This window comes from Clostridioides sp. ZZV15-6598, assembly GCF_020657705.1.
In the GTDB taxonomy this organism is placed as follows: domain Bacteria; phylum Bacillota; class Clostridia; order Peptostreptococcales; family Peptostreptococcaceae; genus Clostridioides; species Clostridioides difficile_F.
In genome coordinates, this window is sequence record NZ_JAGWCS010000111.1 from 1 (window position 1) to 13,226 (window position 13,226).

Sequence of the window (13,226 nt, forward strand, 5' to 3'; positions counted from 1 at the left end):
TCATTTTTCATTTTTCATGTTTGCCCTTTTCTTAAGGACAAGTAATACTATATCACCTTAAAAATAATTCGTCAACACTTTTCAAATTATTTTTTTTAATTTTTTTAACTTTTATTGTCATATATCCTACTATAATGTAGTAATACCATAGCCTCAATCAATTTTAATATATTTATATTTTTTTATAAAAAATCACAATTTTTCATCTTAATTATTAATATTTTAAATATTCCTATGTACAAATTCAACAGTTATAATAGAAATATCCCTATATAAATTGAAAAAATACAGTAGAAAATACAGACAATAAATAAGAATATAAAAATAGATATAAATAAATATAATCATAAAAGAAGAAGTATCAATACAGTTAGAATAAACTTATCAATACTTCTTCTTTTATAATCTATCTTTTTAATATTATAATCTATTTAATTTTAATTTACATATTACCTCATAGCTCTCATAGCATTTAATACTGCAATAAGTGCTACCCCTACATCAGCAAATATAGCCTCCCACATAGTAGCTATTCCTCCAGCTCCTAGTGCCATGACTATAACTTTTACACCTAGAGCAAATATTATATTTTGCCATACTATCTTATTAGTCTTATTTGCTATTTCAATGGCTTTAGATATTTTACTTGGTTCATCTGTCATAAGTACTACATCTGCTGCTTCAATAGCTGCATCTGAACCTAAGCCTCCCATTGCTATACCAACATCTGCTCTGGCTAAAACTGGTGCATCATTTATTCCATCACCTACAAAAGCTATTTTTTCTTTTTCTGTTCTACCTTCATACAACTCTTCTAGTCTATCTACCTTTTCATTAGGAAGTAAATTAGAATAAACTATATCTAACTCTAACTCTTGAGCAATGTTTTTTGCTACTTTTTCATTGTCTCCAGTTAACATTACAACTTTTTTTACTCCTATTGATTTTAAACTTCTTATGGCATTTTTACTATCTTCTTTTATCTCATCAGATATAACTATATAACCTCTATACATTTTATCAACAGCAATATACACTACTGTTCCTACTTCTTTAGCTGGTGAATAGAATATATTTTCCTTTTTCATAAGTTTCTCATTACCCGCCAATATAAGTTCACCATTGTATTTTACTCTGATTCCATAAGCCGCTATTTCCTCATAACTATCTATTGTATCTAAATCAATCTTTTTATCATAGTAGCTTAATATAGACTTTGCTATTGGATGATTTGAATTTACTTCTGCAAGAGCTGCATATTGTAATAATTCTTCTTCTGATATTCCCACAGGATTTAATTTAGTTACATTAAATACACCTTTAGTAAGAGTTCCTGTTTTATCAAACACGACTGTATCTACACTTCTTAAAGCCTCTAAATAATTACTGCCCTTAATAAGAATACCATTTTTAGATGCAAATCCAATTCCACTAAAGAAACTAAGTGGTATTGATAAAACTAATGCACAAGGACAAGAAACAACTAAGAATATCAATCCTCTGTATAGCCAATCACTAAATACTTCACCTGAAATAACAAGCGGTGGTACAAATGCTATTAATAAGGCAGCTATAACTACTATTGGAGTATAGTATCTTGAAAATTTAGATATAAAGTTTTCTGTTTTTGATTTTTTCATACTAGAATTTTCAACAAGGTCAAGTATTTTTGAAACTGTTGATTCTCCAAAGCTCTTTGTAACTTCAATAGTAAGTAAAGCATTCTTATTTATAACACCTGATAAAATCTCGTCTCCTTTTTCAACTTCCCTTAACACAGACTCTCCTGTAAGTGCAGAAGTGTCTAACATAGATACTCCATCTACTACAACACCATCCAATGGTACTTTTTCACCAGGTTTTACTACTATTATATCCCCCATATTTACTTCTTCTGGAGATACTACTTTAACTTCAGAATTAACTTTTAGATTGGCATAATCTGGTCTTATTTGCATAAGTGAAGTTATAGACTTTCTAGACTTTCCAACTGCAACACCTTGCAAATACTCTCCTATCTTATAGAAAAGCATAACTCCTACTGCTTCTGATAATTCTCCTATTAATAATGCTCCCACTGTTGCTAGAGCCATTAAGAAGTTTTCATCAAATACTCTTCCTTTTGATATATTTCTTATTGCTCTTAAAAGTACATCTCCACCTACTATCACATAAGCAACTATAAATACTATATTGCTAAATTGATTTTCAAATCCTGTTGCTGTTTGATATATACCAAAGATATATACAAGAGCTCCGATTATAAGTGGGATTAATTCTTTTTTATTTGTATCGCTCACAGTTTCTGACTTTTCAACCGTTCTAGATTTTGTTTTATCAGAAGACTCTACTTGTATATCAAGTCCTGGTTCTGTTGAGTCTATTATTTCTTTTATTTTATTTATAACAGTATCTTCTTCAAAAGTACTTATTATATTTACTGTAAGTTTTTTATTTACAAAATTCAAATTAGAAGATTCAACCTCTTTTAATTTAGAAACTTTGTTGTTAATCTCTTCTGCGCAATGTGCACAATTTAATCCTCCTAATATAAGCTCCTTTTTAGTTGATGCTTTGTTAGATATTTTATTATCTTTAGAGCTCATTTGTATATTAAGTCCTGGTTCTGTTGAATCTATTATCTCTATTATCTTCTCTATAGTATTTTCTTCATCAAAACTATTTTCTATATTTACTGTAAGCTTTTTATTTATAAAATTTAGATTAGAAGACTTAACTTCCTGTAGCTTAGAAACTTTGTTGTTAATCTCTTCTGCACAATGTGCACAATTCAATCCTCCTAAGATAAATTCCTTTTTAATTAGATTATTTGCTTCCATATACATTCACTCCTCTCATTTATCATTTATAAGTCTCTCTAATATGATTTAATCCACAGTCAAATATTTGACTTATATGGCTATCATCTAATGAGTAATATACTGTCTTTCCATCTCTTCTAAATTTTACTAATCTAGCCTGTTTTAATACTCTAAGTTGGTGAGATATTGCAGAGTGAGTCATATTTAATAAACTTGCTATATCACATACACACATTTCATTTGCAAATAGTGCATATAATATCTTTACTCTAGTAGTATCTCCAAATACTTTAAATAATTCTGCTAAATCATATAACATTTCTTCATCTGGCATAGTTGACTTAGCTTCTGTTACTATTTCCTCATGTATTATATTGCAACTACAATCATTTATCTCTTCTCTCATTATATAATCCTCCATTATTTTAATATATGAATAACTGTTCATATGTTCATTATATGCTATTATATCTGATTTCGCAACAATATTTTTTTATTTATTTAATAATAATTAGAATGCACATATTATGGACTTTTTTAATATATATATTATTAGAATAAGTTTTTGTAAACTTTTTTATAGTTTTTCTAGGAGGTGCAAGTTTAATATGAGTAATAAGAAAAAAAAGAACTTAGATACTAGCTACATGCCTTACTTAGACCCTGCTAATTATGCAGATTATATTACTAACGAAGAAATTCCCCAAGATGAGTTAAGAAATGACCCACAAATCCCTAGTGGTTATACAAAAATACCTAATAATCAGAACATAAGTAACATTTATCCTAATAGCGTAAATAATTATCCTAAAAGTAGTAATTCTCCAAACAACTTGCCTAACACAAATAATACATCTGGAAATATGAACTACAACACATCTACTCCAAACAATATGCCTAACAACATGAGCTATAATACATCTAATAATATGAATAATATGGGTGTACCTACTAATATGTCTGGTAACATGAATAATAATATGGGTATGCCTAACAACATGTCTAGTAATATGAATAATAATATGGGTATGCCTAACAATATGTCTGGTAACATGAATAACAATATGGGTATGCCTAACAATATGTCTGGTAACATGAATAACAATATGGGTATGCCTAACAATATGTCTGGCAACATGAATAACAATATGGGTATGCCTAACAATATGTCTGGTAACATGAATAATATGGGTATGCCTAACAACATGTCTGGCAACATGAATAATATGGGATATAATATGAATAACATGGGTATTCCTAACTTATCATGTAATCAAAATATGCCTGCTAATGTAATTATGATGATACCAGGTGTTATATGTCATAATACAATGAATGGTATGCCTGTAGTTATGCCTAGTAATATGCCTTCTAACATGTATCCGACTCCTTATGGTTCTAGTAATATGTCTATACAAAGCATACCACAAACTAATATTGAGGAGTTTGATGAGGAAGAAATGTAAAATATTTTTATTTTTCGAATAAATTGTATAAGACCTTAATAATTGAACATAATAGTAAATGTATTCCTCATAATATTCCCCCAATATTATTATAGGTATAAAATTTTGATTGAATATCCTTTTATTTAGTCAAAAAATATTAACATAATCTAATAAAATAAATGTATACAAAAAATCAGATAAAATTAAATTTTATCTGATTTTTTATTTACATTTATTTTAGTCTTTAAAAAGTATCACTGCATATCAATATTTGTTTGATGTTTATGGAAGTAGCTCACAAATCTTTCAATTCTTATGGTTCTTTGGATTTCTTGGTCATTTCTACTAGCTCTATGTTATAATGGCTCTAACAAGTGATTATCTTATTTATAGGAGGTATTATTTTGAATAAAATATGTATATTTTACTTTTCTGGAACTGGTATGACAAGATATATTGTAAATAAAATAAAACAAGAATTTGAAAATCAACATATTTATGTTGATTGCATAAGAATTGAAAATATCAAGATGCCTAATATTCATTTAACATCATATGATTCAGTAGGAATAGCTTATCCAGTACATTCTTTTAACGCACCTCAAATTGTATTAGACTTTGTAAAACACTTACCAAAAATAGACTCTATGGATACATTCATAATTCATACAGCTGGAGAAGAACATTATATAAATTATGCTTCATCTAATTTACTAATCAAAAGATTGAATGCTAAAGGTTTTAAAGTATTTTATAATAAATTATTTGCTATGCCATCAAATTTTATGGTTAAATATGATGACCAAAAAACAAAAGAGCTTATTAATGAAGCAGATAAAAAAATACCTCTTACTGTACATAATTTAATAAATCAGATTTCACATCTACCAACTAGTAAAGCTTCAGTAAAATTTTTAGCTTTTTTTGGTAGATCAGAGTGGTATGGTGCTCGTATTTTAGGTAAGTTTTTCTATGTTAAAGATACTTGTACTCACTGTGGTAAATGTGCCAACAATTGTCCTAAACATAATATAAATATTACCAAAGATAAAGTCAAATTTAATTGGGGTTGTTGTTTGTGCATGAGATGTATTTATAATTGTCCTGAACAATCAATCTATATACATCAGCCATTTAAGTTCATCCGTCTTGATAGTTGGTATGATTCTAATATATTTACAAACAAATAAAATTTTTTTATTTTTTTTAATAAATTGTATAAAATTTTAATAATTGACCACAATAATAAATGTATTCCTCATAATATTCCCCCAATATTATAGAAATAAATTTAAGCGAGATTAAATTCAGTTAATCTCGCTTAAATAATGTCCAAAATCATATATTATTCCAAGAAGTCATCAAAGTCTATTGAATCTGACTCTGCAAAATCGTATAAAGCATTTTGCTCAAAGAAAAATCTCTCTTCAAATTTAATGTATTTGCTATAATTAGACTGACTTATTTCATTAATACAATTACAATCATTATCACTATAAGTCCCTATAAAAAACTTATTCCCCATTAAGTAATATATAGCTTTCATATCATTATTTATTATATATACATTCTCTTTAACATGGTCATTATTAAAATTAAATCTAGTAAAAAATATCCCTTCATTCATATTACTTTTTAATAAAAATGGATTTTCTTCATAAAATACTTTTGCAAATTCCTCAGATGAACTTACACTATATACACTTACAAATTCACTCTTAGAAATTTCATCAAAAACTTCAAAATCGTACATAGGCTCTTTATCTGTTACTAACATAGAATTAATTTTAAAGCCAGTCTCATTACATTTACTTATACAAAAAGCTATTTTGCATGTATAATACCCATCATTATCTTCATATAAAGCCTCGCTAATATACCTACCTTGCCCTTTATTGCTTACTGTATTTTTAAGCAATGTACCATTGATATTTGTAATATGCATATTTGCAATCTCGTCACTTCCAGAAAAGTATCTTAAACTTTCTCTGTCCCATGCTATAAACCTCATAGTCATATAGTTTATGAATTCAACTTCCTCATCAACTCTTTTACATATTTTATTATATAATTTTTCTATAGTTAAATCTGTTTTATAATTTTTTATAATGTCAATGTATTCACATTTATCTCCTGGTAATATCTTGTTATAGCAAATATTCTTATTTCCAAAATAAGATACTAAAAACAGAGATTCGTCCTCTGTTAATCCAATTCTATCTGAGCCAAATCCACCCATTAATCTTTCTTCTTCTCTATAAGCTTCTTCTTGTGTTGGATTTTTCAAACTCACATAATCCGCCAAACCTAATCCTTCTGCATCCAATAAAAAATATTGACAAAAGTGATTTTTTTTATTGTCTATCCAATTTATTATAAGACCCAAGCTCCCCATAAGTCTAGAATTTGTAACCTTTGCAAAATTAAAATTCATACAATCACGTCCTTTAAAATTTAAAATCTTTGTTTTTTAATATATAAATTATTATACATATATTCTAACAACTTAGGTACAATTTATAATATAATATAAGGAAATGATTAATTGAGGTGGTTTTTATGAAAAATATAGCAGCTTTTTTTGATATAGATGGTACTCTTTATAGGGACTCTCTTATGGTTGAACATTTTAAGAAATTAATTAAATATGATATAATTGACCAAAAAAATTGGTATAAACACGCCAGAGATACATTTATGGATTGGGATAAAAGACAAGGCAACTATGATGATTACCTACTAGAAATATGTAATCTTTATGTTGACTCCTTAAAAGGCTTAGATAAAACTTGCATTAATTTTACAAGTGACCAAGTAATTAAATTAAAAGCAGATAGAGTTTATAAATACACACGTTCAAGGATTGATTGGCATCTAAATCAAGGACATATAGTAATATTTATATCTGGTAGTCCTGGATTTCTAGTTGAAAAAATGGCAAAAAAATATAATGTAACTGATTTTTTAGGAAGTGATTATGTATTTGAAAATGATATATTTACAGGAACAGTCATACCAATGTGGGATTCTATAAGTAAAAATAATGCTATAAATGATTTTGTTGTAAAATATGATTTAGACCTATCAAATTCGTACGCTTATGGAGATACTAATGGCGATATAAATATGCTAAAAAGAGTTGGAAATCCAATCGCAATAAATCCTACAAAAGAACTTTTATCTCAAATATCACTTGACAAGGAAGTTTCTAAAAATGTTGAAATAATAGTAGAAAGAAAAGATATTATCTATTCTTTATCTACAGATGTGAATATGGTAGATATTTAATTTATATTAGTTATTTTAAAGACTTATATAACAAAAGCCTTATTATAATAAAGGATGTCATCATTAGAGTGATATCCTTTATTTTTATTTTAAATCTTTCGAATAATTAACTGAAAAATCCATGAGTTCTTGCCTACTCCACATTTTAGAAAATCTGGATGTATAACAAATGTATGTATAACAAATATATCTATATAATCCGATTTAAAGCTCCATCTAACATCAAAATTTTTAATACTAGATGACAACACAAAAAGACTCTGACATAAAAATCAAAGCCTTTTTTATTAAATAAACTCATACACATGTTAATTTTATCTTTATATTTCAATGTACCTTCACAAATGTATTATTCATGTACAAATTAAAATCATTCTAAAGTAAAACATTAAGTCAGTTGTTATTTTTAAATAACATCTTTCTTAGTCTATTATTGTAATAATCTATAAAAGAACTATATACATAATCATATATTATAAAAGCTACCTCAAATGAAACTACTATAATAATATTTATTGGAATATAAACTATTGTTCTTAATATAAAATACAATATAACTATCATTATATTTGCAAATACTAATTTCATAAGATACTCAATATATATTGACCTATCTTTTTCTATAAGATATTTAACAATACCATACATTCCAAAAGTAAGAGAATATACAATCCATTGAGATTTACTTGCCATTACTATAAATCCTAATGCTACAGAACCTATATAAAAAGCAATGCCAGTTTTAAATCCCCATTCCATTATTACAATTGATACTAAAAGTGATGCTAACCCCATAATAAACAATGTATTTACAGGAATAATATTTGTAAGAGTTAACAATATTACATTTAATGCTAATAAAACTCCTCCATAAGCAACTTTTATACTCATATTTATCATCCTAACAACAAGATATTAAATCTCCACCAAAACATTCACAACATGAATCTAGGCACCAAAGTTTAGCGCAGTTTTCACAACAATCATCACCTAAACAACAACAGCAGTCATCACAACAACAGCAACAACATCCATCTAAATCATTACGTCTTCTTCTATTATAATTATCAGCTCTGTTGTTATATTCATTTCTATATTGTGTATAACTTCTAAGTGCATCATTGTACTCTTGATTTTCAGGCTCCATGAATTTTGCTCTCTTTAAGAAGTCTTCTCCTTCTTCATAATATCCAATATTCATCGCAGAAAAACCAGTTAGATAATACCACTCTGCACATTTGTCAGTTAATGTTTTTAAAAAATCATAGGCTTTTTTAAATTCACTATTTTCCATAAAAGCTCTTGCTCTCATAAAATTTTCATTATTATAAGTATTACTGTACATTCTTTCCACCTCTACTTTCTAATATATTCATATATCTTAAATAAACACCAGAATAAATTATATTTTCTATTATTCCAACATTTTTATTTAGATTTAGATTATCAATTCCTCTAGCTAAAAAACCTAACGATGTTACAATTATTCTTTTCACTTTTTCTTTTAACTCATCATTTTTATCTATATATTCTATAAAAGGATTATATCTTCCTTTCTTAAAATCTTCATCTAAGTCTTCATAGGCATCTAATAAATATATATATTTACCTATATTAAAACCTATCATTCTTAGATTTCTCTCATTTTCATCTTTTTTATATGCAAATACTTCTCCCATTATATTTCCAAAGACATTAGACACTTCATCTATATTTATATTTTTGTCCTTTTCCAACTTATTTAATTCATTTAACTGTTGTTTTATATACTCAGCTTTTTCAGGATATTTCTCATATGCTAAGTTTAATTTGTTTTTATATATATAATATGCTAATTTATCTTTTATGCGTTTATCATCCATTAAATTATCTTCCAATTTATAATACGTTAAAAGAACATTCATACTTGCTGCATATTCTGTAATATCATTTGTAATTATCTTTTTCTTTTTAAATGGATTTACAATACATGCTTCCTCTGTACTTATAGACTCTGGGTTATATACTGCTGTTAACAAAATAATTAAAAAGGTTATATCATAATTAAGAGAAAATCTAGAAATTTCTCCATGATTTCTTTTTAAATATTTACATAGCCCACAATAATAAGCTTTGTAATGGTCATATTCTCTAAATGTTAAATCCATTTTGTTTATTTTAACATATCCAAACATAAATACTCCTTTTTGTACTACTTTTTATATAAATTATAATTTATATTGTACCAATCTATATCTATAAATATCGCATTTAACTCTTTTATATTCTCAATATTTCTTTGTTGTTTATAAAAGGTATTGTGACTTACATAAATATTTACTTTGTTATCTATAAACTCATTATATTTATGTACTATTACTTGTGTCAATCCCTTCTCTTATTATTCATATCTTACTCCCTTAAATTTGATTGAAACATTTTAACTTTTCTAATTGATTCTTTTGAAACTTTGACTATATCAACTAAAATTCTTATCTCATATTCATTACAATCATTTAGCACTTCTTTTAATTCTTTTTCAAGGAAAACTTTAGAGTCTAGTATTGTATCTTACAGTAATTCGTCGATTGATGCGCCTAAAAGATTTACATATATTGTAACCTTTTTAAAATAATCTCTATAAAATTGTTTTTATGAATCTTTACGAATACCTACTGCCCTTAATGGTCCGAGTAACGACATTCTAGCAAGTATCAGTGCCATTTCATCAGGGGATTCTTTCATGTTTTTTTCAAGCCAATATTGAATTACACCTAAGTCCGCTGAAAGTATATATTGTATAAAATATTCTTCTGAAATTACTGCCTCATCTATGTTAAAATTTTTTAACTTTTGTTTCTCAAACAAATTGATTTCAATAAATTTTTTTATTTTTCTTTCAAAAGTAGGGTCACCTTTGGGACCTAAAATAGATTTAATAATTACTGAATTTTTTCTAAAATATTCAAAAAGCTTTACCATAAATGGAAGAGGTTCATTTGAGGCATCTATGTTCATCATGTTGACTGAATCAAGGTGCTTAGTCTCTTCTTCAATTTCCTGTATTATTTCATTTTCAATCTTCTCTAACAAGTCATACTTATCAACATAATGCAGATAGAAGGTTCCTCTATTTATATCCGCCCTTTGAGTTAAATCAGTAACTGATATATTGTTAAATCCTTTCTCGTCTATTAACTCTGCTAATGCAGACCTAATCATTTTTTTAGTACGTATTGTTCTTCTATCAATAGATACTTTTTTCATGAATTATTTCCTCATTCTATATAAATTTTTTTAATTTTAATTAACAATTTTATAATAAATGTTTATTACTTAACAATTTAAATATTATTGTTCATTGCATAAATCAATATAAATATTATAATATACATATAGGTCATTAATCAACAATGTGTTCATAAAAAACAGCAAATTAATTTGAAGTAAATGTTTAATATGACCAAAAATTTCGCCTTTATATGGATGCATTATAGGATATCTTAAGAATAGTATTGATGGAGGATAAAAATGAACAATTTAGATAAAAACAATGTTAATGAAGTTTTGGATATGCTGTTAAGAACTCGAAGATCCATAAGAAGTTTTACAAAAGAAGTACCTTCAAAAGAACTAGTTGAAGAAATAATTGAAACTGGAAGACTTGCACCTTATGCAATACTTGCAGTAGCAAAACAAACAGATTTCAGACATTTCTTTGTTATTTCAAATAATAGTTTACAAATGGATAAAATAAAAACTATTCTTGTTGATGTTATTAAAACTCAAATATCAACCCATGAAAAGGAAGCGAAGAACAATATTACTCTACAATCCTTCATTACTTCCTTAAAAATGCAAGTTGAAAAAGGAGTTCTTGGTGTAGGGACAGCACCTTATCTTATTATTGTGGCAGAACGTCGTGGAATACCAGCCATAGAGCAAAAGTCATTATCTCATGTGATGCAGAATATGTGGCTTAAATCAACTGCTTTAGGATTAGGTTTTGAACTTGTTAGTGTAATAGGAAGATTAAGTAATAATAAAGATTTTTGTGATATTTTAGGAGTACCAACAGGTGAATATGGATTTGATGCCTGTACAATTGGTTTCCCTACAACATCTGTAACTAAGGAAGGCAGAGCCGTTCCTCATCCATCAATAAAATGGATATAATAAATAATATTGAAAATCAAATATTTATAAACATTCTTACATATTTTTAATAATAGGTGACATGTTGTTTCTCAGAGGAATCTATAATCTAACTGAACCTAAGATAATCAAATTAATTACAAACAAAGAATAAATATAATAAAAGGACTTATAAATTATAAGTCCTTTTATTGAGCATGAAATTAAATTCTTTTACTTAAATAATAAACAGGACTATGTATTCCCTTAATACAAAGAGCTATTTCGTGATACCAGTTAAAAATTCCAATATCTTTTCACAGTTGATGTACTTAAATTTAACTTTTTTGCAACCTTACTTTGACTTAATCCCAATAATTTTTCTGTTTTCTTGCTTTCTTAGATTAGTCCTTTATTTCTTTTAAAGTATATGTATATCCATCATATTCAATTATTTTTACTTCTGTTTGTGTCTTAGAATTAATTGTTCCTGTGCCTCATAATACACATATAGGATTTAATTTTTTTGAATCTGCTCCAAATTCTTTTAATTGATTATATATATCTTTGCATCGCATACCAAAGTGGTAAGGCTCTGTTTGGTACTGATTCAAGCTTTAATACATGATATATTCTTCTTCTACTATCAACTAGCATAGTTTGGGTTGGTATTATTCCATTTAAATCTTTTTCTATAAAAAATCTGACTGCTTCATCAATCGCATTTAAAAGTTTATTTATTCTAGTTTCAACATACATTTCTTGTGAAGATTAATCATTTATATAGTGAGATATAATACTCTTTGGTTCCTCCATTCTTCTTTTTTCGATTACTAAGACACTATCATAATAATGCATAGAATATGCTGATTCTGTAAAATAATTTACATCAAACGATACATCTTGAGAATACCATGCATTAAGATAGTCTATTAAATCTTTAGAGTACTCAATAAATGTTCCAGAACTTTTGTATCCTCCATTAAATCCATGCATATATGATGTATGTAAATCCTCGCATAGATATACTCCATCTTCTGCGATATGTGAAAATAAATGCTCAAAAGTTGTTATTTGTTGGTTTGAAAAATGACCACCATCATCAATTAATATGTCTATCTTAGGAACCTTACTTTTTACTTCATTTAAAAAATTAACATCATCTTGAGACCCAATCATTATTTTAATATTGTCTTTTTCATATTTCTTACATTCTTGATCAATATCAATTCCAATTATGGTACATTTATCCCCAAAATAAGTGCTCCACATATCTAAAGACCCACCCTTAAATACACCTATTTCAACTATTGTAATTTCTTTATTTCTAAATTTAGAAAAATGCCTGTCATAGATTTCAAAATAATGTTGCCATTTATGTATACGTTTATGATTTGGTAAATAAAATATTTTTTCAAGATCATTCATACTATTCAAATCTAAGCTTTTTAGAAACTCTATCGTTTTTTCAGAATTAAAATCTCTTAAATCTATTAAAGAATCATCCCAATTTTTCATATATAACACCTCCTATAAGTAATCTTATTCTTAATAC

General features: G+C 26.8%; 13 protein-coding genes. 4 read left to right on the plus strand and 9 right to left on the minus strand.

The annotated features are described in order from the left end of the window. Positions 1-449: 449 nt before the first annotated feature. Positions 450-2,840 carry a heavy metal translocating P-type ATPase gene (locus KGF50_RS16555; protein WP_227849091.1) on the minus strand — a complete coding sequence of 797 codons (2,391 nt, stop codon included), beginning with the start codon at positions 2,838-2,840 and terminating at the stop codon, positions 450-452. 22 nt (positions 2,841-2,862) lie between these two features. Beyond that, positions 2,863-3,228, minus strand: coding sequence for an ArsR/SmtB family transcription factor (locus tag KGF50_RS16560; RefSeq protein WP_227827694.1), 366 nt, complete (start codon positions 3,226-3,228; stop codon positions 2,863-2,865). A gap of 202 nt (positions 3,229-3,430) precedes the next feature. On the opposite strand from KGF50_RS16560, the gene KGF50_RS16565 reads away from it, so the two are divergent. Both KGF50_RS16565 and KGF50_RS16570 read left to right on the plus strand, forming a co-directional pair. Beyond that, positions 3,431-4,288, plus strand: coding sequence for a hypothetical protein (locus KGF50_RS16565; protein WP_227849092.1), 858 nt, complete (start codon positions 3,431-3,433; stop codon positions 4,286-4,288). 386 nt (positions 4,289-4,674) lie between these two features. After that, positions 4,675-5,460, plus strand: a complete 786-nt coding sequence (locus KGF50_RS16570; RefSeq protein WP_227849093.1) for an EFR1 family ferrodoxin — start codon at positions 4,675-4,677, stop codon at positions 5,458-5,460. A gap of 155 nt (positions 5,461-5,615) precedes the next feature. Here the strand turns inward: KGF50_RS16570 and KGF50_RS16575 are convergent, their stop codons facing one another. Next, positions 5,616-6,704 (minus strand): hypothetical protein, encoded by a 1,089-nt coding sequence (locus KGF50_RS16575; protein WP_227849094.1) that lies wholly within the window; start codon positions 6,702-6,704, stop codon positions 5,616-5,618. Between the two features lie 125 nt (positions 6,705-6,829). On the opposite strand from KGF50_RS16575, the gene KGF50_RS16580 reads away from it, so the two are divergent. Then, positions 6,830-7,558 (plus strand): HAD-IB family hydrolase, encoded by a 729-nt coding sequence (locus KGF50_RS16580; RefSeq protein ID WP_227849095.1) that lies wholly within the window; start codon positions 6,830-6,832, stop codon positions 7,556-7,558. Positions 7,559-7,951: 393 nt separating this feature from the next. Here KGF50_RS16580 and KGF50_RS16585 read toward each other — a convergent pair whose 3' ends face one another. The 4 genes from KGF50_RS16585 to KGF50_RS16600 form a co-directional block, all read right to left on the minus strand. Next, entirely contained in the window at positions 7,952-8,449 is a 498-nt protein-coding gene (locus KGF50_RS16585; protein WP_227849096.1) for a hypothetical protein, read from the minus strand. Positions 8,450-8,459: 10 nt separating this feature from the next. Further along, positions 8,460-8,903 (minus strand): hypothetical protein, encoded by a 444-nt coding sequence (locus KGF50_RS16590; protein WP_227434723.1) that lies wholly within the window; start codon positions 8,901-8,903, stop codon positions 8,460-8,462. After that, positions 8,893-9,732, minus strand: a complete 840-nt coding sequence (locus tag KGF50_RS16595; RefSeq protein WP_227849097.1) for a DUF5685 family protein — start codon at positions 9,730-9,732, stop codon at positions 8,893-8,895. Before KGF50_RS16595 ends, KGF50_RS16590 begins: the two co-directional genes overlap by 11 nt. Before the next feature lie 457 nt (positions 9,733-10,189). Next, complete coding sequence (locus KGF50_RS16600; RefSeq protein ID WP_227849099.1) at positions 10,190-10,804, minus strand: TetR/AcrR family transcriptional regulator C-terminal domain-containing protein; 615 nt, start codon at positions 10,802-10,804, stop codon at positions 10,190-10,192. 264 nt (positions 10,805-11,068) lie between these two features. On the opposite strand from KGF50_RS16600, the gene KGF50_RS16605 reads away from it, so the two are divergent. Beyond that, positions 11,069-11,713 (plus strand): nitroreductase family protein, encoded by a 645-nt coding sequence (locus tag KGF50_RS16605; protein ID WP_227849100.1) that lies wholly within the window; start codon positions 11,069-11,071, stop codon positions 11,711-11,713. 513 nt (positions 11,714-12,226) lie between these two features. Here KGF50_RS16605 and KGF50_RS16615 read toward each other — a convergent pair. Together KGF50_RS16615 and KGF50_RS16620 are read right to left on the minus strand one after the other, a co-directional pair. After that, positions 12,227-12,430 carry a hypothetical protein gene (locus KGF50_RS16615; protein WP_227849102.1) on the minus strand — a complete coding sequence of 68 codons (204 nt, stop codon included), beginning with the start codon at positions 12,428-12,430 and terminating at the stop codon, positions 12,227-12,229. A gap of 12 nt (positions 12,431-12,442) precedes the next feature. Continuing rightward, complete coding sequence (locus tag KGF50_RS16620; protein ID WP_227849103.1) at positions 12,443-13,189, minus strand: class I SAM-dependent methyltransferase; 747 nt, start codon at positions 13,187-13,189, stop codon at positions 12,443-12,445. Positions 13,190-13,226 lie beyond the last annotated feature (37 nt).